Raw genomic sequence first — 18,604 nt, forward strand, 5'->3', positions numbered from 1 at the left:
TGGCCGGTACGTGAGTCCGCTATCGCCGCGAGGTGATTCACCATCCCTCTCGCAAACGACGTGCCATCAGCCCGTCTGGCGAGGCAAGGGCTGCTGCTATGAGCTCACTTTCAGACGCTTGCCGAGAGGGCAGGGGCTATGGCGCCGGAGGGCCAAGGCTCCATTCCGCATGCAAAAGCACCGGGAAAACGCGGAAAGGGTGGGCAGGATGCACCCGCTGGCGGTTCCCCGGCTTTACGCGCCATCCTTGCCCTTGAGGGCCCACTTCATCGCATCCCAGAGACCCGCATAGGGGCGCTCGCGACCGGCGTAGGCCTGGAGCACGTGGAAGAGGAAGTAGTAGAAGCGGCAGAAGGCCCAGATGCAGATCGCGAGCAGCACCAGCCGCCGGATGCTGAAGTCTTCTAACAGAATCAACGCGGCGGAGACGACGCCAAGCAGGAGGAAGAGCCAACCCTTCGAGCGCAAGGCGAGAGGGTTTTTCAGATCGCGGCCGAGATTCACCACACTCTTATGCGCGAAGGCGGGATGAGCCGGAAACAAAAACGGCCGGGATTGCTCCCGGCCGTTTTTGGAAATGAGGTGAATCTGGATCTGCTGGCGCTTAGTTGCGCGAAGAGAGGAAGATCCGCAGCACGTACCAGAACAGCAATGCCACGCTCGCGAAGAGGGACAGCGAAGCCGCCACATGCTGGCCCGGGGCGTAGTGATACATGATCTGGCTGGTGTTGTAGAGGATCGAGCAGGAGGCAATGGCCACCATCGCGATCGAGAACCAGATGCCCATCCCGGCCATCAGGCTTGGCATGAACACACCCGCAACGATCAGGCCGAGGGCGATCAAGCAGGCGATCTTCAGGAAGCCGCCGAGGAAGCTGAAGTCCTTCTTGGTGGTGAAGGCGATCGCCGTGAGGCCGAGTACCATGAAGCCGGTGACCACGCCCGCCTTGCCGATCGCGGACGGGTCAACCCGCGTCGCAAGCATGATCAGGGGCAGGAAGATCACGGCCTCCGCACAGGTGTAGAGGATCAGGCCGGCATACTGCATGCCCTTCGAGGCACCATTGTAGGCCCAGCTATTTGCCAAGTAGGAGACACCCATGAAGGCACCGAGGACCATCAGCCAAGAGTAGCGGCTGCCACCCAGAAGATTCACGAACATGGCGCCCAGGCCCATCTGGATCAGGAGCGTTTCCAGCAGCGCGAAAAGGCCGATGGCACCGGCGAGGTGGAGGTAGGTCTTCCGCACGAAATCGGTGCGGGTCTCGATGGAAGCCTCCGCCACCGAGGATACAGCGTAAGGATTGTAGGAAGAGTTCATAGATTCGATGCAGTTATGGTATGATCGGCACCGGCCAACAAGGACATTCGGGCCAGCGATCGGCAGGCAAGCCGCTGTAAATCAAGAGCGCCGCCGGGCGCTTACAAAACCTTTCTAATTTTCCAATCACCCCAAGTGGCCGCTTCACACCGCGTAGGCGTCCCGGTGTCTCAGCACGGGATCCCCGGGAGCTGAGGGGTGGCAGAGGCGGGTGATGAGGTCCTCCCAAGCGTCGTGGCCCTTGAGGATCTCCACCTCGATGCGGAGGAAATAGATCGGCACGGTGACACCCTTCGGTCGCGGGAAGCGGACGGCGTCCTTCTCGGTGGTGATGATCAGCTCCATGTCGCGCTGGATGCAGCGGTCCAGGAAGGCATCGATCTCCTTGCGCGAGAAGCGGTGGTGATCGGGGAAGTGGCGCTTGATCTCCAGGCGCGCGCCCAATTTTTCCACGCTGCGCTCGAAGCCCTCCGGCACGGCGATGCCGCTGATTGCGGCGGTCCACTTGTCCTTCAGGAACTCAAGCGGTTGGCGCTCGCCGGTGAAGACCTCCTCCAGGTAGCGCGGGCCGTGGCGGCACTCGATGATCGGGGCCACGCGGTTGTATTTGCGCAGCCTTTCGATCAGGGCGTCATTCGGTGTGCCATCGCACTTCGTCAGCAGGATGTAGCTGGCGCGGCAGAGATTCCGCGGCGGCTCGCGAAGGGTGCCGCGCGGCAGCAGGGCACCGGTGCCGAAGGGCGCGCTGCGGTCCACCAGCACGATGTCCACGCCGTGGGAAAGGCTGAGGTATTGCAGGCCGTCATCCAGCACCAGGGTATCGGCGCCGAGCTGGCCTACGGCGAAGCGGCCGCCCTTCACGCGGTCCTTGTCGACCACCACGGCCACGCCATCGAGGTTCTTGGCGAGCATGAAGGGCTCGTCGCCGGCATACTTGGAGTCGAGCAGGAGGGCCCGGCCGGTGGAGACCAGCTTGGGCATCTTCTCGGCGGGGAATTTCGAGCCATCCTGGTTTTTCCAGTTCTGGGGCTCCTTCAGGCGGCGGCTCTTGTAGCCGCGGCTGAGGATTGCCACGCGGCGGCCGCGGTCGCGCAGGGTCTTGGCCAGCAACTCGACCACCGGGGTCTTGCCGGTGCCGCCGACGGTCAGGTTCCCGACGGAGACGACCAAGGTGCCGAGATGGTGCTGCTGGCGCCAGCGCTTGCGGTAGATCCGCAGGCGGTTTTGGACGACGCCGCGGTAGACCCCCGAGAGGAGGCTCATGGCCAGGCGCATCATGCTGGCGCGGAAGCCCTTCGCGCGGCCGAAAATCACGTCGGCGCCCCAGCTTTCCAGTTCCGCCAGCGTTTCCTTCATCCGCGAGGGCAGGGGAACCCGGAAGGGCGGGCAATCCAAGCAGGAAAAGGAGCCGGGAATCAGGGACTAGGGCCCAGGGTCGAAGGGCGGGGGATCTTCCCGTGAATCGGCGTGGGATTCTTGGGGCCGATTCGCCCAGCCATTCCGCTCCGTGGGCGGTAGATGGCGCTACGCCTTGCCTTTGGCCGGGGTCTTCCTTTGACTGGTCCTCCGATGTCCGCCGCCCGCCACGATAGCCGCCAGCCCGACCAGCTCCGCCCGATTTCCTTCATCCCGCACGTGGCGCCGTACGCGGCGGGATCCGTGCTGGTGTCCTTCGGCGAGACGCGGGTGATCTGCGCGGCCACGATCGAGGAGGATGTGCCGCGCTGGATGAAGATGCAGCGGGTGGAGGGCGGCTGGCTGACGGCGGAATACAGCATGCTGCCGTACTCGACCCTGGAGCGGAAGCAGCGCGATGTGACCCGCGGCAAGCTCGATGGCCGCTCGTCCGAGATCCAGCGCTTGATCGGCCGCGCGCTGCGGGCGGTGACGGATCTAACAAAACTCGGGCAGCGCACGATCTGGATCGATTGCGATGTGCTGCAAGCCGATGGCGGGACGCGCACGGCCTCCATCACCGGCGGCTGCGTGGCGCTGGCGATCGCGCTGAACAAGTTGATGGCGGCTGGCAAGCTGAAGGCCTTTCCGCTGACCAAGCTGGTCTCCGCGGTCTCCGCCGGAGTGGTCAATGGCGCACCGGTGCTGGATCTGGACTACGTGGAGGACAAGGACGCCGCGGTGGACTTCAACGTGGTGATGACCGAGAGCGGCGAATACGTCGAAGTGCAGGGCAGCGGGGAAGAGGCGGTCTTCACCGGTGCGGAGATGACCGGGATGTTAGATTTGGCCAAGAAGGGAGCGGCGGAGCTGACCGCGCTGCAGAAGAAGGCGATCCTGGAAGCGGACCGACCAAGCGGGGATTCGCTGGCGGCGCTGGCCGCGGCCTTCTCGCGGTGATATTGTCCGGTTTATGGGTCGGGTGTATCGCAGCTTGGGAGGCTCGCAGGAGCCTGAGAATCGTGATAAGCCCGCGCTGAGCCGGGGTGAGAAGGTGTTCATCCTCGTGGTGGTCGTCGGAATCATCGGATCGCTGTACCCATTGGGCGGCCCTGTGCTCAAAAAGCAGCGCAAGGCTGCGGACCGCACGGAAGCGCTGAGCAACATCAAGCAGATCAGCGCGATGCTGGCCGAGTTTGAGGCTGACTATGGGAGGTTCCCGGATGATGAAACCGCACTGGAGGTGAAGCGCCAGACCAGTACGGACTTCACTCTAACCGGGGAGTATTCGAACGATTACTTCCGGCAAATACTCACTTGTTCTTGGGGCAAGTCGGAAAAGCCCTTCTGGAGCAAGACGGCGCAATCGCCGAGGAAGCCCGATGATGATTTTTCCACTCGTGAGAAGGCGCTGGCTGACGGGGAGGTGGGCTACAGTTACATCATGGCCAGTGCTACCCGCGGGCAGAACTCCAACGATGAGCCCAGCCGTCCGGTCGTGGTGACTCCCTCGTATAAGTTCCGGGCCGACTGGACCTTTGACCCCGAGCCCTATGCCGGGAAGGCCGTGGTCCTGCGCTTGGACAATAGCGCGACGCCGATGCAGATCCGCGAGAGCGACAAGAAGGTTTCTGCCGGCAGCGCTGGCAAGACCCTCGGTGATGTCGGAGATGGCACGGTCTGGGGCAGCGACATGAACCCCATCCTCCGCGCTCCACAACCGCGGGCAGCGGCAAGTAAATGAGTGGGACCCCGCGGCTCTCGCCACGGGCTTTTCACATTGATTTCACGGGATCTATTGGCCGTGGCGGGCTAAGTTGGGTAAACCCATGGAACCCGAAAAACCTCAAGCGCCCGTCACGACTTCAGCCGACAAGGGGTTGATGATCGCGGTCATCGTCGTGATGTTTCTGGGGATCGCATTTCTTTGCGCGCCGCTGCTGTTGAGGTCCCGAAAGGCCACGGACCGCACGGAAGCCCTCAACAACATCAAGCAGACCAGCACGCTGCTGTTAGATTTTGAAAAAGATTACGGGAGATTCCCCGACGACGAAACGGCGGTGGAGGTGAAACGCAAGACCGGCACGGACCTCGCCCCTCTGAGCGGCCAGTATTCGAACGACTATTTCCGCCAGCTCTTGGCCGGCGGCGGTGGCAAGTCCGAGAAGCCCTTCTGGTGCAAGACGGCCCAGTCCCCGAAGAAGAACAGCGCCGACGACTTCAGCACGCCCACCAAGGCTCTTGAGGCCGGCGAGGTGGGCTTCAGCTACATCATGGCCAGCCAGACCAAGGGCCAGAGCTCCAGCGATGAGCCGAACCGCCCGGTGGTGGTGAGCCCCTCCTACCTGTTCCGGGCGGACTGGACCTTCGATCCGGAGCTCTATGCCGGTAAGGCCATAATCCTGCGCCTGGACAACAGCGCCACGCCGATGCAGATCCGCGAAAGCGACAAGAAGGTCTCCACCGGCCAAGGCGGCAAGACCCTCGGCGACACGGGTGACAACACCGTGTGGGGTACGGATGTGAAACCGGTCCTACGCGCTCCACAACCGCGAAGCAGCAAGTAGACGCACGGGTTCCAGTTAGCCTTCGCCGCGGCCTTTTCACGGTGATTTCACGAGATCTCTTTCTCGTCGTGCTTAGCTTGGACTGATCCCTCAGCTCTTGAGGATGAGGGATTCATACCTAAGCGGGGCCTTAGTGCCCCATTCATAAAAACGACGATAACGAGAACCAAAAACATGAAAACGAATCCCCGGGGTCACCCCGGCTTCACCAAGATGGAACTGGCCGTCTTGATCCTCCTGATCCTGGCCGTAGCGGTCATCGCCGCGCCCGTGTTGTTCAGGCCTGGCCACCGCGCTCCGGACCGCACGGAAGCCCTCAACAACATCAAGCAGATCAGCGTAATGCTGTTCGAGTTCGATGCCGACTACGGGAGCTTGCCAGATGACAAGACGGCGCTGGAGGTGAAGCAAAGAAACAAGACCGACTTCACCCTCACCGGGCAGTATTCGAACGACTACTTCCGCCAGCTTCTGGTCGGCGGGGGTGGCAAGTCCGAGAAGCCCTTCTGGTGCAAGACCGCACAGTCGCCGAAGAAGAACCGCGAGGACGACTTCAGTAGCCAAGCGAAGACGCTTGAGGCCGGTGAAGTGGGTTTCAGCTATATCATGGCCAGCCCCAGCAAGGGACAGAGTGCCAACGATGAGCCGCTGCGCCCGGTGGTGGTGGCTGCGTCTGATCAGTTCCGGGCGGACTGGACTTTTGATCCTGACGCCTTCGCGGGTAAGGCGGTGGTCCTGCGCTTGGACAACAGCGCCACACCGATGCAGATCCGCCAGAACGACAAGAAGGTCTCCACCGGGGTCGCCGGGAAGACCCTCGGCGACAGCGGTGATAATACGGTCTGGGGCAGCGGTGTGAATCCCGTGCTAAAGGCCCCGCAACCAATCGGAAAGAGCAAATGAACGAGGCAGACCAGAGCGTACGAAGCGGGCGCCTCCGGGCAGCCTTGCTCGTTGATCCAACTGGACTTCTTTCTCCTTGCACCGCGGCCCTCGGGCCGTAGCTTGAACCAATCCTCTTCCGCCCTCGGGTGGCGGGGGATTTATACCAAAACGGGGCACTTAGTGGCCCCATTCATAAGAACAGTAAAAGAAAACCAAAACATGAAAGCCAAATATCGTCGCCCCGACGGTTTCACCTTGGTGGAGCTGCTCGTGGTGATCGTGATCATCGCGGCCCTCGCGGGCCTCTCCGCTCCCGTGATCCTGAAGCAGCGCAAGGCTGCGGACCGCACGGAGGCACTCAATAACATCAAGCAGATCAGCACGATGTTGTTCGAATTCGACAGCGAGTACGGCAACTTCCCTGACAACGAAACCGCGGATTCCGTGAAGGAAGCCACCGGCACTGAGCTCCAGTTCGGCGGCACCTTCTCGAACGACTACTTCCGCCAGCTTCTGGCCGGTGGTGGTGGCAAGTCCGAGAAGCCCTTCTGGTGCAAGACCGCCCAGTCGCCGAAGAAGAACGCGACGGACGACTTCTCCACCCAAGCCAAGGCGCTTGAGGCCGGTGAAGTGGGTTTCAGCTACATCATGGCCAGCCAGACCAAGGGCCAGAGCTCGAGCGGTGAGCCGAACCGTCCGGTGATCGTGACTCCGTCCTACAAGTTCCAGCCTGACTGGACCTTCGACCCGGAGCCCTATGCCGGTAAGGCCGTGATCCTGCGCCTCGACAACAGCGCGACCCCGATGCAGATCCGCGAAAACGACAAGAAGGTCTCCACCGGCCAAGGTGGCAAGACCCTCGGCGACGTGGGTGACAGCACCGTCTGGGGCACCGACATGAACCCCGTCCTGCGCGCTCCGCAGCCGCGTGGTGGTGGCGTGTGATCGAGCAACACGATCGCTAGATTGATTCCCACCGGGGGGCCTTCAGGGGCTCCCCGGTTTTTTTGTGCCCGAGCCTATGCGGTGCGGCTGCGGGGCGCGGCTTTGAAGTGGTTCACGGCGCCATCACGGCAATTCGTGGCCGTTGACCGCAGTGTCATCGAGGCGAAGCCAAAGCGGCGCCTTGCCGCCGCACTCCAAATTCGCCTTGAGGCCGCCTGCCGGATCGGCTGGAAAGGTCACGGCCCATGGAACTGACCTTCACGCTGCGACGCAGCGCCATCCTGCTTGTCCTGCTCGCGGCCTTCGTGTGGATGGGCGGCCTGGACGTGAGCTACCTCCACCACAACCGCTACATGAGCCGGGCTTGGCTGATCTCGGTCATCATCTTTGTGGCCGGATCGGCGATGATCACCGTGGTGGACCACTGGATCGGCAATCTGGACCGGATGAACCTGCGCTGGCTCTATGTGGTGATGGGCGTGCTAATGATCAGCGGCAGCCTGATGTACCAGCACGTGCTCCGCGAACGGGTGAAGATCGAGATGGGCGAGCCGAAGACTGACGAGTCCTGAGCGGTCAGGAGGGAAACAAAAAGCCCGCCGCGGCATGACCGGGCGGGCTTTCTCAAAATAAACCGGGAGCTGACGGGGTCAGTTCCGATGACGCCGCTTGAGATGCAACTGGGCCATCGACTTGGCGATGACCGCTTGGAGGTGCGCCACCTCTTCGGCGTCGTGGTCGTGGCTCATGCCCGCGAGCTGTTGTTCAGCGCGCTGCATGGCCTCTTCGACCTTGGATTCGTCGATCTGTTCGGCTTCCGCGGCGAGGTCGGTCAGGACGTTCACGCGGTGCTCGGTCACTTCGGCGAAGCCGGTGCCAATCGCCATGAGGACGGTCTGGCCGTTCTTCTCGTAGCGGAGTTCACCGGGCTTCAGCGCGGTCACCAGAGCAGCGTGGCCATCGAGGATGCCAAGCTCGCCATCGGCCCCGGGCAGGTAGACGTTGCCGACGGTGTCGGAGAAGATCTTCTTCTCCGGGGTGACGATTTCGAGGTGGAGAGCCATGGTAGTGATCAGTGATCAGTGATCGGTGATCAGTGGAAAGGCACTGATCACCTCGGGGTCACTTATTCGCGGGAAACGCTGTCGATGCCGGCCTTCATGTAGAAGTTGCCTTCCGGCACATCGTCCCACTTGCCGTCGAGGATCTCGGCGAAGCCACGGACGGTGTCTTCGATCGAGCAGAGGGCACCCGGGACGTTGGTGAAGATTTCAGCAACGTGGAAGGGCTGGGTCAGGAAGCGCTGGATCTTGCGGGCGCGGAACACGGTCATCTTGTCCTCGTCGGACAGTTCGTCCATGCCGAGAATCGCGATGATGTCCTGCAGGTCCTTGTAGCGCTGGAGCACCTGCTGCACGCCACGGGCGACGCGGTAGTGTTCCTCGCCGACGACTTCCGGCGCGAGCGCCTTGGAGGTCGAGGCCAGCGGGTCCACGGCCGGGAAGAGCGCTTGCTCGGCAAGGCCACGCTCAAGCACCACGGTTGCGTCAAGGTGAGCGAAGGTGTTTGCGGGAGCAGGGTCGGTAAGGTCGTCCGCCGGCACGTACACCGCTTGGATCGAGGTGATCGAGCCCTTGTTGGTGGAGGTGATGCGCTCTTGGAGACCGGCCATTTCCTCGGAGAGGGTCGGCTGGTAACCCACGGCGGACGGGGTGCGGCCCAGAAGGGCGGACACCTCGGAACCGGCCTGGGAGAAACGGAAGATGTTGTCGACGAAGAGCAGCACGTCCTGGTTGGCCTCGTCGCGGAAGTGCTCGGCCATGGTCAGCGCGGACAGCGCGACGCGGAGACGGGCACCTGGAGGCTCGTTCATCTGGCCGTAGCAAAGGGCGACCTTGGAACCTTCCTTGAGGATCGGGTTGCCCTTGTCGTCGAGCTTCACGTGATCCTTCTCGTCCCGCTCGGTGGCGATAACGCCGGACTCGATCATTTCCCAGTAGAGGTCATTGCCCTCACGGGTGCGCTCACCCACGCCGGCGAACACGGAGAAACCACCGTGCGCCTTCGCGATGTTGTTGATGAGCTCCATGATGACGACGGTCTTGCCGACGCCGGCACCACCGAACATCCCGCCCTTGCCGCCCTTGAGCAGCGGGCAGATCAGGTCGATCACCTTGATACCGGTGGGAAGGATTTCCGTGGTCGCGGATTGCTCGGTCAGGGAAGGAGCAGCGCGGTGAATCGGGGAACGCTGTTCCGGATTCGCGAGCGGCACGTTTTCGTCCACCAGGTCACCGGTCACGTTGAAGATACGGCCGAGCACCTGCTTGCCGACTGGCACTGCGATGGCCTTGCCGGTATCGGTCAGGGCCATGCCGCGCTTGAGGCCGTCCGAAGCGGACATGGCAACCGCGCGCACCCAGCCGTCGCCAAGGTGCTGCTGCACTTCGAGCACCAGCTTGGTGTCGACGCCGTTCAGGTTATAGGAAACTTCGAGCGCGTTGTAGATGCCCGGAAGCGCGGTGGCTTTCGAGAAATCGGCGTCAACGACGGCGCCGATGACCTGGACGATGGTACCTTGGTTGGACATGGCAGGAGCGGTGGGATTGCTGTAACCAAAAGGCAGTGTGCCGAGTGATCAGTGAGCAGTGATCGGTGTTCTTGAGATGGGACGGAAAAGGCTGGCTGCGGCTTCTAGGTCATTCCATGGCGCGCATGGCCGTGGTGATTTCGAGCAGTTCCGCGGTGATCGCGGCCTGGCGGAGCTTGTTGTATTCGAGCGTCAGTTCCTTGATGAACTTCTTCGCGTTGTCGGTGGCGCCCTTCATGGCGACCATCCGCGCGGAGTGCTCGGAGGCGCGGCTCTCGACCAGCATCTGGTAGATCTGGAAGTTGATGTAGAGCGGCAGCAGGGTTTCGAGCACGTCTCCGCTGCTGGGCTCGAAGATGTAGTCCTTGGAGAGCGCAGCGGCGTGATCGGTCTCCTTGACCGCCACTTCCTTGCCCATGCCCTCGTAGGATTGCTTCTCGCCGAGCGCGGCGGTCGAGATCGGCAGGAGCTGGACGATCGTCGGCTCCTGGCGCATCACGTTCACGAAGTTCGAGAAGGCGACGCTGACCTTCGAGTAGCCGCCTTCGAGGAAGGCCTTGGTCAGGAACTTGGCGATCGGGCGGGCCTCCGAGAAGGGCACCGGATCGCGCACCTCGAAGTCCGCCACCAGCTCACGGCCGGCCTTGGCGAACTGATTGCGCAGCTTGCGGCCGACGGTGACCATGGCGGTCTCCTTCGAGACCTCGGCGCGGATCTTCTTGCCGAGGTTGGTATTGAGACCACCGCAGAGACCCTTGTCGGTCGAGATCACCAGCAGCAACTCCTTGCCGCCTTCCTTCTGCTCGAGCAGCGGGTGGGCTTCCTCGCCGACGTTTTCCTTGAGGTTGACGAGGACCTGGTTGAGCAGGTCCGCGTAGTCGCGGCCGGCCAGCGCCTGGTCCTGCGCCTTCTTCATCTTGGCGGCAGCGACAAGCTGCATCGCCCGGGTAATCTGGGCGGTGTTCTTGACCGACTTGATGCGCCGGCGGATGTCGCGAAGGTTGGCCATATCAGAAGAGAGCTAGGAGCAGGGAGCGGAAAGCAGGCAGGACAGAGGAAACGAAGCGATCGATTACTTCCAGGAAGCCTTGAAATCGTTCAGGGCGCCCTTGACGGCCTCGACGGAAGCGGCGTCCTTCTTGAGGTCCGGCTTCTCGTTGCGGATCTTGTCGAGCAGCTCGGTCTTGCGGGTCTCGAAGTATTCGCCCATCGCGGTCTGGCAGCGCTTCACGTCGGTGACCTTCACGTCATCGAAGTAGCCGTTCTGCATCGCGAACAGGAACACCGACTCCATCTCCATCGAGAGCGGGGAGTACTGGTTCTGCTTGAAGAGCTCCACGATGCGGGCACCGCGCTCGAGCTTCTTCTTGGTGGAGGCATCCAGGTCCGAACCGAACTGGGCGAAGGCCTGCAGCTCGCGGAACTGTGCGAGGTCAAGCTTGGTGGTGCCGGCCACGGACTTGATGGTCTTGGTCTGGGCGGCGGAACCCACGCGCGACACCGAGAGACCCACCGAGATGGCGGGGCGGATGCCTTGGTAGAAGAGGTCGGTTTCCAGGTAGATCTGGCCGTCCGTGATCGAGATCACGTTGGTCGGGATGTAAGCGGACACGTCACCGGCCTGGGTCTCGATGATCGGCAGCGCGGTCAGCGAGCCGCCACCGGCGGCATCGGTCAGACGAGCGGAGCGCTCAAGCAAGCGGGAGTGGAGGTAGAACACGTCACCCGGATACGCTTCGCGACCGGAGGGGCGCTTCAGGATCAGGGCCACCTGGCGGTAAGCCACGGCGTGCTTGGAAAGGTCATCGAACACGATCAGGCAGTCCTGACCCTGGTCCATCATGTATTCGGCGATGGCGCAGCCGGCGTAAGGAGCGAGGTACTGCATCGCGGCGGCATCCGAAGCGGTGGCCGAAACGATGGTGGTGTATTCCATCGCGCCCGCATCTTCGAGCGTCTTCTGGATACGAGCCACGTTCGAGAGCTTCTGGCCGATCGCGACGTAGATGCAGTAAAGCGGCTTGTGGTTCTGCAGCTTGCCCTGCTCGGCAGCCTTGTTCTGCTTGGCCTGCGAGATGATGGTGTCCACCGCGATGGTGGTCTTGCCGGTCGCGCGGTCACCGATGATCAGCTCGCGCTGGCCACGGCCCACGGGGATCATCGCGTCGATCGACATGATGCCGGTCTGCACTGGCACAGACACCGACTTGCGCTTGATGATGCCCGGCGCGATTTTCTCCATCGGATACTGCGCGGCGGCTTCGATCTCGCCCTTGCCGTCGATGGCTTGGCCGAGAGCGTTCACCACGCGGCCGAAGACCTTGCGGCCGACGGGCACGGAAAGCAGCTTGCCGGTGGTCTCGCATTCCATGCCGGCGACGACCTTGTCGTAGCTGCCGAGCAGCACGACGCCGACTTCACCTTCTTCAAGGTTCATCGCCAGACCGGTCACGCCGCCGGGGAATGAAATCATCTCGTTCAGCGCGACGTCCGAAAGGCCTTCGACCTTGGCGACGCCGTCACCGACTTCGCGGACCACGCCGACGTTGGTCTTCGCGACGGAGGCCGTGACATTGGCGATCTCCTTTTCGAGTTCCTGCAGGATGCTGCTCATGGGAAGAGTTGGCTGGTATTCAGTGTTAAGTGTTCAGCAAATGGCGGAGATGCCGTAGTCAGAAAGCATTGGCGAGGCGGTCCAAGCGGCCCTTCACGGAACCGTCGAAGACGTCATTGCCGACACGGATCTTCAAGCCGCCCAGCAGCTCGGGATTCGTGAGGAATTCAAAGGAAAGGCCGGTGCCGTATTTCACGGCGATGCCACCGACGATGCGGTCGCGGGAGACTTGGTCGAGCTCGGAGGCGCTCTCCACAGTCACGCGGCGGCGCTCCATTTCGAGGCGGACGAGGCGCTTGATGCCAAAGAGCACGCCGCGGAAGTCGCGCGGCTTCTTCTCGGCAAGCTGGCGCACAGCGTTGCCCAGCTTGGCCTCGTCAAGACGACCGTCAGTCTGGCAAAGCCGGAAAATGCGGCGGGCGGTGACGTTCGCGGTTTTCGAGATTTTCATGACGAGGCGAAGGACTGAAGCGGGAGAGTGAAGATCGATCAGTTGCGCTCAACCGAGGCGAGGGCCTCTTGATTGATGCGGGTTTGGTCGTCGGAGGTGAGGACCTTGCCAGTGACCTGAGCGGTGGTGGCGGCGACGAGGCGGCCGAATTCCTGCTTGAGCTCGGCCTTGATCGCGGCGCGCTCGGCTTGAGCGGCGGCTTCGGCCTTGGCGAGGATCTGCTGGGCGCTGGAGATGGCCTCTTGGGCCTTCTGCTCGGAAAGCGCGGCGGCGCTGGTCTTGGCCTCGCCGATCAGGCGGGCAGCGTCTTCGTTTGCCTTGGCGATCGCCGCGGCGGTGGCGACTTCGGAGTCAGCAAGCTGCTTCTCGATCTTGGCCAGCTTGGCTTCGCCCTCGGCGATGCGGTTGCGGCGTTGCTCGAGGATCTGCTGGACCGGGCCGAAGGCGAACTTCTTCAGGATGAAGACAACCAGGAAGAAGTTGATAACCTGCGCGATGAAGAACGGCCACTGGAGGCCGAAGGTCTCCTTGATGGTCGTCATAATGCCCGGTTTTTCACCCACATGGGCTGCAGCTTCGGCAGCGTGTGCGGCGGTGTCGGCGAGAAGGGTCATCATCATGGCAGGAAAGGGAAAGCGGAGAAAAGCAAAGGGTGCCGCACGCGCCGCGGACGACGCGTGCGGCAAGGATCTTTAGAACGGCACAGCGAAGGCCGACAGAATGAAGATACCTTCGATAAGCGCGGCCAAGATGATCGAGATCACGAGGATCGGGGTGGCTGCGCCTGGGTTACGGCCGGTGGCTTCCGCGGCCTTGGAGCCGAGGATACCGATGCCGAAACCACCGCCGAGAGCGGCCAGGCCTACTGCGAATGCTTTAGTGAACATGGTTCAGTTTACGTTTGGTTGTGTTTCCCGGCGGCTCCCACGGTCAAGCCATGGTCAAACCGCTGAAAGTGTTTTTGACTCTTAGTGGTGCCCTTCTTCGCCGTGGCCGTGTTCGTCGCCATGGTCGCAGATGAGCTTGAGGAAAATCGCGCAGAGAAGGGTGAAGACGAGCGCCTGCACGAAGCCGACCAGCAGCTCCATGAAGTAGAAGGGCAGCGCCGGCAGGAAGGCCAGCGACTTGGGCACCAAGCCCATCAGCGCTTCCATGGTCTGCTCGCCACCGTAGATGTTGCCGAAGAGACGGAAGGTGAGAGCCACCGGGCGGATCATGATCGAGATCACTTCCAGCACGCCCACAAAGAGGAAAATCGGAATCATCGCGACTGCCATGAAGCCGGCGAACTTGCCCTTCGGCGCGAAGATGTGCGCGAGGAAGGCCTTCAAGCTATTCTCGGTCAGCGCCCAGTAGAACCAGAACAGGCCGAAGGTGGCGGCCATCGCGGCGGTCATGTTGATGTCCGCATTGGCACCGCGCATCAGCGGCAGGAAGCCCTCGTGGCTGTGGCCGTCCTGGATCACCGTGGTGTGCCAACCGATGGTGCCGACGCCCGGGATCAGGCCGAGGTAGTTGTTGATCAGGATGAAGAAGAAGACCGTGCCAAAGAACCAGAAGGTGCGCTGGGTCAGGTGCTTGCCCATCAGGCCGGCGAGGAAGTCGTAGAGCGACTCGATTGCCCACTCGGCGAAGTTCTGGAAGCCCTGCGGGATCAGCGCCATCTTCTTGGTGGCGGCTTGGCAGAAGAACACGATGATCGCCACGGCAATCCAGACCATCACCATCGAGTTGGTAAGGATCGTGCTCTCACTCAGCTTCTGCGCATTCAGCGGCAGGGCATGGTGCCCGCCTTCCGCAGCCATAGCGGGAATCATGCAGCAAAGCCACGCGAAGAGAGTGGTAGAGATGGAACGACGGTTCATGCCAGAAGGCGCCTTGGGCCGAAAGCGCGCGGGGGCTGTATCAAAGGGTTTTGTAACGGCGCAAGACCTATTTGTGAAAAATTTCACAAGCGTCACAAAGTCCTAGAAACCAATACCTTGAACTTTTTCTCAGAGAGCACTCCGACTGGCGTGCAAAGCGAGTTCCGCCTGGGTTCCCGTAACGATTGTGTCATTTCCTATCCCGCACGCCGCGACGACTTGAAAATCCTGCGCCAGCGCCTGCGAGATAAGTTCTTCCGCTGGCAGGCAGGGGCGGGCCGAAACTTCGACCAAGGAGAAGGTGAGGGGACCGCAGGCATGATAGGTCCGGTAGACCAGCGCGGTGCAGGCGAGACGGTCCGCCTTCCGGAAATCGAAGGCGAAGTCGAAGGACTTGCCCTCATGGTCGAGGGCGCGGGTCAGGGCGGTGGCCAGTAGCGCGGACTCCAGCGGCGGCCGCAGGACCACGAAGGAGTCCACCGCCAGGGTATCGTCCGCCGGGCGCAGCAGGACGCCATCCTTCTTCGCTTCCAGGAAGCGGATCGGATCCGCGAGCCGGCGCTCGAGCGGCGGCGGCAAGGTCGCCCCGGCGGCCGCGCGCTGCTCCGCGCTGCCGAGGTAAAGCGCCGCGTGCGGCCAGTGGCCGGGCAGGAACAGGTTGGTCACCGCATCATCGTGACGGGTCACGAAAATATCCCCCGGCCGGACGATGCCGAGAATCTGCTCGCGCAGGGCGGCGCTGACGCGCTTCGGCGCGCCGGCCGCTTTCACCCCGGGCAGGCACAGTTCGGAGATCGAGCGGCCCGACCATTCGAAGAAGCCGAAGATGGACTGTTTCCAGGCCGAGTGATTGCGGCGTTTGAAGGAAAACCAGCGGTAGTTCAGGCGCCGCCGCAGCATCCCCGCCTGGAAGTCCGCAAGCCACGGCTCTTGCTCCGCCAGCAGGGCCGGCAGGCCGTCCAGCGCGGGATCCTGCGCCAGAGCGGCGATTCTACTACGGTTCTCGTAGTAAAATTCCACCGAGGCGACGAAGCGGCCAAGCCGGAAAGTATCGGTGGATGCCCGGTAAATCCCGGTAAAAGTCTTGCGCGGGATGCCCCGCAACTGGTCCGGCTCATCCAGCTTCTTGCGCAGGGGACGGCAGGTTTCCCCTTGCGCCACAAGGGCCAGCGAGCCGCGGGCCAGCAGGCAGGCGGCGCCGAAGGCCGCCGCGAAGCGGGCCAGATGCTCCTGCCACGCGCGGGCATCGCGGCCGCTCGCCGGCTCCATCGCCCCCATCACCTGCAGCAGTGCGGCACGCACGCTCAAGTACTGCGCGTATCGTACCTTGATCTCCTCGTCCTCGTCCGCCGCGAGATAGCCGCGTGCCTCGGCCGCTTCTAACAGGGCGGCGGGGAAGCCGGGTTCCGCGACAGGGGCGGCGCCCGCAAGCACGCGGATGGCATGCTTGAGCCCGGGATCGGCGGCGGTGGAATCGTTCATCGGGGCGCTGTTGGGGGACATTTACGATGACCCTCGTATCGCCTTGTCAGACCCCCTGCAAGTGCCCGCCAACGGGCCTGTCTCTAGGGCCCGGGCCGGATTGCGCACTTCTATTTTAGCTTGCCAAATATGGACCTGCGCCGCAATTACGTCGTCGCCATGAACAAAGCTGAACTCGTTGATGCCATTCAGAAAGCACTCGGCAAGGACGCCACCAAGCGTGCTGCCGAGGACGCCCTTGCTGCCGTCCTCACCTCCATCGAAAAGGGCGTGAAGAAGGACAAGAAGGTCCAGATCATCGGCTTCGGCACTTTCGAAGTGAAGAAGCGCGCCGCCCGTCAGGGTCGCAACCCGAAGACTGGCGAAGCGATGAAGATCGCGGCCTCCAAGTCCGTCGGCTTCAAGGCATCGTCCACGCTGAAGGCAGGTCTTTGATTCACGGGGGTGCCGATTTCCCCCGGGAAACAAGGCATCCGAGGATCGAAAAACCCAAAACTGACGACCCCGGCACTCCGCCGGGGTCGTTGTTTTTCAACTGACAAGCAGCGCGGCGCGGCGCTATCACCGCACTCCAACACAAGCTCCACCAAGCCATGAAGCCCCGACTCACCCTGGCGGAAACCACTCTAGCGGACGGCTCCGTGCTCGGCCTGCACGAGCACGACGGCCGCAAATACCTGCAGCTCGACAGCGTGCAACTGGCCGGGCCGCAGACGCGCGCGAGCGAGCGCGAGCTCGGCCGCATCGCCGCCGCGCCCTTCAAGCCGGTCCGCCAGCCGATGATCTGGATCACCGGCATGGGCCTCGGTGAGGTTCTCGCGGGAGTGATGGAAACGCTGCCCCAGAAGCGCGCGACCTTCCTGATCGGCGAAGCTTGGCCCATTATCCGCGAGTGGCATCGCAGCTTCCTGCCAGACAGCCCGGCCAATTCGGACCAGCGCGTGATCGTCGTACCCACTTCAGACGCCACCGCCTTCCATGAGTACGATCAAGCCCTGCACGCGGTCTTGATCCATACGGACACCGCACCGCTGGCGTCTGGCAAACCGATGTTCGAAGACCGCCGCTGGCTCGCCTCAGTTCATGGCGCACTGCAGCCGGGCGGTCTGCTAGGAATCGCTTCATCGCGGCCCGTTCCCCTGATCGAGCGCAAGCTCGCCCGCGCCGGCTTCGAGGTCGTGCGCCATGAGATCGACGCCAGCCCGAATGCCCGCCGTCCGCGCCGGCATTTCCTTTGGCTTGCCCGGAAAGGCAAATCCGGAGAGTGATAACGCTAGTATCCCATCCATCATGAAGCATCTCATCCTCCTCGCGGCCGGCATCGCGGCTGCACCCGCCGCTGAAATCACGGTGGAATCCAAGCCCTTCACGATCGATCGTGGCTTCCAGGCCATGATCCTGCCGGCCAAGCCCGGCTTGATCGCGATCGACCCGCAAAGCTGGGGCGACTTCACCATCGAGCAAATCATCCCGCACGGCAGTCCCGTGAAGAAGGGTGACCTGCTGGTGAAATTCGACCGCGAGAGCTACGACCGCAAGCTGGAGGACCTCAAGCGCGCGGTGGAAAGCCGCGCGCTCACGCTGGCCAGCCAAGAGCTTGCTTTCTTGAAATTCAGCGAGGAGACCACGCTGCGGCTTGAGGCTGCGCGTCGCGCCCAACGGGTGGCTTCTGAAGAACTCGAGTACTTCACCAAGACCAGCCGCAAGTCGCAGGAGGAGGAAGCGGCCGATGATCTCGAGAGCTCGAAGCACCGCCTCGAAGCCGCGCAGGAAGAGCTCAAGCAGCTCAAGATGATGTACGAGGCGGACGACCTCACTGAACAAACCGAGGAGATCATTCTCAAGCGCCAGGAGTACGCGGTGAAGTCTGCCGAGCTCTCTTTCAAGACGGCCGGCCTCACGACCAAGCGGATCCTGGAAGTGCAGTTGCCGCGCCAGTTGGAGACGCTCACCTCGAACGCCAAGTCCACCGCGATTGATCTGGAGAAATCGGAGAAGAATCTGCCACGCGGTCTGGAAACCGCCCGCCTCGATCTCGAAGCCGCCCGCATCGCGGCGGCGCGCGAGAAGAAGGATCTGGCCGATCTTGAGAAGGACTCCGCCTTGTTCGAGCTCAAGGCCGATGCCGACGGTGTCTTCTACTACGGATCCCTGGACGAAGGCCGCTGGAGCCTGGGCGAGATCGCCAAGATGCTGATCAAAGGCGGCAAGGTGCCCTTCATCCGGCCTTTCGCCTCGCTGGTGCCAAAGGAATCCAATCTCGGCTTGGTGGCGCATGTGGATGAAGCCATGGCGCGCAGCCTCCGCTCCTCGATGAAGGGCAGCGTGACCGCCAGTGGTCGCGAAGACGTGGCCCTCACCGCGGTGATCCAGAAGGTCGCCAGCGTTCCCGCTCCGGACGGCCGCTATCGCATCGATCTGCTTCCGGAGTGGCCAGTGGCTGGCAAGCTCGAGTTCCCCGCCGATCTCGATGTGGCGACCGGCATGAA

General features: G+C 62.6%; 21 protein-coding genes. 9 read left to right on the forward strand and 12 right to left on the reverse strand.

The window, feature by feature from the left end; all coding sequences use genetic code 11:
- Positions 1–234: 234 nt before the first annotated feature.
- From BV071_RS17650 to lpxK, 3 genes are all read right to left on the reverse strand, one after another.
- Positions 235–543 (reverse strand): hypothetical protein, encoded by a 309-nt coding sequence (locus tag BV071_RS17650; RefSeq protein WP_265594558.1) that lies wholly within the window; start codon positions 541–543, stop codon positions 235–237.
- Positions 544–604: 61 nt separating this feature from the next.
- Entirely contained in the window at positions 605–1,321 is a 717-nt protein-coding gene (locus tag BV071_RS17655) for a Bax inhibitor-1 family protein (protein ID WP_035609887.1), read from the reverse strand.
- Positions 1,322–1,465: 144 nt separating this feature from the next.
- Positions 1,466–2,677: a tetraacyldisaccharide 4'-kinase gene (gene lpxK, locus BV071_RS17660; protein ID WP_035609890.1), complete on the reverse strand. Its 1,212-nt coding sequence runs from the start codon at positions 2,675–2,677 to the stop codon at positions 1,466–1,468.
- A 213-nt stretch (positions 2,678–2,890) separates the two neighbouring features.
- Here lpxK and rph point away from each other — a divergent pair, with 213 nt between their 5' ends.
- The 6 genes from rph (at position 2,891) to BV071_RS17690 (ending at position 7,685) form a co-directional block, all read left to right on the forward strand.
- Positions 2,891–3,676, forward strand: a complete 786-nt coding sequence (gene rph, locus BV071_RS17665) for a ribonuclease PH (RefSeq protein ID WP_035609892.1) — start codon at positions 2,891–2,893, stop codon at positions 3,674–3,676.
- Positions 3,677–3,698: 22 nt separating this feature from the next.
- Positions 3,699–4,460, forward strand: coding sequence for a type II secretion system protein GspG (locus tag BV071_RS17670; RefSeq protein ID WP_035609895.1), 762 nt, complete (start codon positions 3,699–3,701; stop codon positions 4,458–4,460).
- An 85-nt stretch (positions 4,461–4,545) separates the two neighbouring features.
- Positions 4,546–5,283 (forward strand): hypothetical protein, encoded by a 738-nt coding sequence (locus tag BV071_RS17675; RefSeq protein WP_265594559.1) that lies wholly within the window; start codon positions 4,546–4,548, stop codon positions 5,281–5,283.
- A 174-nt stretch (positions 5,284–5,457) separates the two neighbouring features.
- Positions 5,458–6,186 carry a hypothetical protein gene (locus tag BV071_RS17680; RefSeq protein ID WP_035609899.1) on the forward strand — a complete coding sequence of 243 codons (729 nt, stop codon included), beginning with the start codon at positions 5,458–5,460 and terminating at the stop codon, positions 6,184–6,186.
- Between the two features lie 201 nt (positions 6,187–6,387).
- Positions 6,388–7,113 carry a prepilin-type N-terminal cleavage/methylation domain-containing protein gene (locus tag BV071_RS33185; protein WP_052573500.1) on the forward strand — a complete coding sequence of 242 codons (726 nt, stop codon included), beginning with the start codon at positions 6,388–6,390 and terminating at the stop codon, positions 7,111–7,113.
- 245 nt (positions 7,114–7,358) lie between these two features.
- Positions 7,359–7,685 carry a hypothetical protein gene (locus BV071_RS17690; RefSeq protein WP_035609902.1) on the forward strand — a complete coding sequence of 109 codons (327 nt, stop codon included), beginning with the start codon at positions 7,359–7,361 and terminating at the stop codon, positions 7,683–7,685.
- 78 nt (positions 7,686–7,763) lie between these two features.
- On the opposite strand, the gene BV071_RS17695 is transcribed toward BV071_RS17690, so the two are convergent.
- The 9 genes from BV071_RS17695 to BV071_RS17735 form a co-directional block, all read right to left on the reverse strand.
- The gene (locus BV071_RS17695; RefSeq protein ID WP_035609905.1) at positions 7,764–8,177 is read right to left on the reverse strand and encodes a F0F1 ATP synthase subunit epsilon; all 414 of its coding nucleotides are present in this window, start codon (positions 8,175–8,177) and stop codon (positions 7,764–7,766) included.
- 62 nt (positions 8,178–8,239) lie between these two features.
- Positions 8,240–9,703 (reverse strand): F0F1 ATP synthase subunit beta, encoded by a 1,464-nt coding sequence (gene atpD, locus BV071_RS17700; protein ID WP_035609908.1) that lies wholly within the window; start codon positions 9,701–9,703, stop codon positions 8,240–8,242.
- 109 nt (positions 9,704–9,812) lie between these two features.
- Positions 9,813–10,712 (reverse strand): ATP synthase F1 subunit gamma, encoded by a 900-nt coding sequence (gene atpG / locus BV071_RS17705; protein WP_035609911.1) that lies wholly within the window; start codon positions 10,710–10,712, stop codon positions 9,813–9,815.
- A 63-nt stretch (positions 10,713–10,775) separates the two neighbouring features.
- Complete coding sequence (atpA, locus tag BV071_RS17710) at positions 10,776–12,317, reverse strand: F0F1 ATP synthase subunit alpha (RefSeq protein WP_035609914.1); 1,542 nt, start codon at positions 12,315–12,317, stop codon at positions 10,776–10,778.
- A 58-nt stretch (positions 12,318–12,375) separates the two neighbouring features.
- Positions 12,376–12,768 (reverse strand): F0F1 ATP synthase subunit delta, encoded by a 393-nt coding sequence (locus BV071_RS17715; RefSeq protein WP_035609917.1) that lies wholly within the window; start codon positions 12,766–12,768, stop codon positions 12,376–12,378.
- 38 nt (positions 12,769–12,806) lie between these two features.
- The gene (locus tag BV071_RS17720; RefSeq protein WP_265594560.1) at positions 12,807–13,388 is read right to left on the reverse strand and encodes an ATP synthase F0 subunit B; all 582 of its coding nucleotides are present in this window, start codon (positions 13,386–13,388) and stop codon (positions 12,807–12,809) included.
- Positions 13,389–13,460: 72 nt separating this feature from the next.
- Positions 13,461–13,655, reverse strand: coding sequence for an ATPase (locus BV071_RS17725; RefSeq protein WP_035609919.1), 195 nt, complete (start codon positions 13,653–13,655; stop codon positions 13,461–13,463).
- A gap of 81 nt (positions 13,656–13,736) precedes the next feature.
- Positions 13,737–14,633 (reverse strand): F0F1 ATP synthase subunit A, encoded by an 897-nt coding sequence (gene atpB, locus BV071_RS17730; protein WP_081886067.1) that lies wholly within the window; start codon positions 14,631–14,633, stop codon positions 13,737–13,739.
- A 129-nt stretch (positions 14,634–14,762) separates the two neighbouring features.
- Positions 14,763–16,115 (reverse strand): YiiX/YebB-like N1pC/P60 family cysteine hydrolase, encoded by a 1,353-nt coding sequence (locus BV071_RS17735; RefSeq protein WP_265594561.1) that lies wholly within the window; start codon positions 16,113–16,115, stop codon positions 14,763–14,765.
- 159 nt (positions 16,116–16,274) lie between these two features.
- Here BV071_RS17735 and BV071_RS17740 point away from each other — a divergent pair, with 159 nt between their 5' ends.
- From BV071_RS17740 to BV071_RS17750, 3 genes are all read left to right on the forward strand, one after another.
- A complete protein-coding gene (locus tag BV071_RS17740) occupies positions 16,275–16,550 on the forward strand; it encodes an HU family DNA-binding protein (protein ID WP_035610103.1) in 276 nt (91 codons plus the stop codon).
- 158 nt (positions 16,551–16,708) lie between these two features.
- Positions 16,709–17,383 carry a hypothetical protein gene (locus BV071_RS17745; protein WP_035609926.1) on the forward strand — a complete coding sequence of 225 codons (675 nt, stop codon included), beginning with the start codon at positions 16,709–16,711 and terminating at the stop codon, positions 17,381–17,383.
- A 22-nt stretch (positions 17,384–17,405) separates the two neighbouring features.
- On the forward strand, positions 17,406–18,604 hold a 1,199-nt coding region (locus tag BV071_RS17750; protein ID WP_035609928.1), incomplete at its 3' end, for a hypothetical protein.

The organism is Haloferula sp. BvORR071, assembly GCF_000739615.1.
GTDB lineage: Bacteria > Verrucomicrobiota > Verrucomicrobiia > Verrucomicrobiales > Akkermansiaceae > Haloferula.

What these genes read in the sequence shown, in the direction of transcription:
- BV071_RS17655 (WP_035609887.1), bottom strand. Translation starts at nt 1,321, where the DNA reads ATGAACTCTTCCTACAATCCTTACGCTGTATCCTCGGTGGCGGAGGCT.
- lpxK (WP_035609890.1), bottom strand. Translation starts at nt 2,677, where the DNA reads ATGAAGGAAACGCTGGCGGAACTGGAAAGCTGGGGCGCCGACGTGATT.
- rph (WP_035609892.1), top strand. Translation starts at nt 2,891, where the DNA reads ATGTCCGCCGCCCGCCACGATAGCCGCCAGCCCGACCAGCTCCGCCCG.
- BV071_RS17675 (WP_265594559.1), top strand. Translation starts at nt 4,546, where the DNA reads ATGGAACCCGAAAAACCTCAAGCGCCCGTCACGACTTCAGCCGACAAG.
- BV071_RS17680 (WP_035609899.1), top strand. Translation starts at nt 5,458, where the DNA reads ATGAAAACGAATCCCCGGGGTCACCCCGGCTTCACCAAGATGGAACTG.
- BV071_RS33185 (WP_052573500.1), top strand. Translation starts at nt 6,388, where the DNA reads ATGAAAGCCAAATATCGTCGCCCCGACGGTTTCACCTTGGTGGAGCTG.
- BV071_RS17690 (WP_035609902.1), top strand. Translation starts at nt 7,359, where the DNA reads ATGGAACTGACCTTCACGCTGCGACGCAGCGCCATCCTGCTTGTCCTG.
- BV071_RS17695 (WP_035609905.1), bottom strand. Translation starts at nt 8,177, where the DNA reads ATGGCTCTCCACCTCGAAATCGTCACCCCGGAGAAGAAGATCTTCTCC.
- atpD (WP_035609908.1), bottom strand. Translation starts at nt 9,703, where the DNA reads ATGTCCAACCAAGGTACCATCGTCCAGGTCATCGGCGCCGTCGTTGAC.
- atpG (WP_035609911.1), bottom strand. Translation starts at nt 10,712, where the DNA reads ATGGCCAACCTTCGCGACATCCGCCGGCGCATCAAGTCGGTCAAGAAC.
- atpA (WP_035609914.1), bottom strand. Translation starts at nt 12,317, where the DNA reads ATGAGCAGCATCCTGCAGGAACTCGAAAAGGAGATCGCCAATGTCACG.
- BV071_RS17715 (WP_035609917.1), bottom strand. Translation starts at nt 12,768, where the DNA reads ATGAAAATCTCGAAAACCGCGAACGTCACCGCCCGCCGCATTTTCCGG.
- BV071_RS17720 (WP_265594560.1), bottom strand. Translation starts at nt 13,388, where the DNA reads ATGATGATGACCCTTCTCGCCGACACCGCCGCACACGCTGCCGAAGCT.
- BV071_RS17725 (WP_035609919.1), bottom strand. Translation starts at nt 13,655, where the DNA reads ATGTTCACTAAAGCATTCGCAGTAGGCCTGGCCGCTCTCGGCGGTGGT.
- atpB (WP_081886067.1), bottom strand. Translation starts at nt 14,633, where the DNA reads ATGAACCGTCGTTCCATCTCTACCACTCTCTTCGCGTGGCTTTGCTGC.
- BV071_RS17735 (WP_265594561.1), bottom strand. Translation starts at nt 16,115, where the DNA reads ATGAACGATTCCACCGCCGCCGATCCCGGGCTCAAGCATGCCATCCGC.
- BV071_RS17740 (WP_035610103.1), top strand. Translation starts at nt 16,275, where the DNA reads ATGAACAAAGCTGAACTCGTTGATGCCATTCAGAAAGCACTCGGCAAG.
- BV071_RS17745 (WP_035609926.1), top strand. Translation starts at nt 16,709, where the DNA reads ATGAAGCCCCGACTCACCCTGGCGGAAACCACTCTAGCGGACGGCTCC.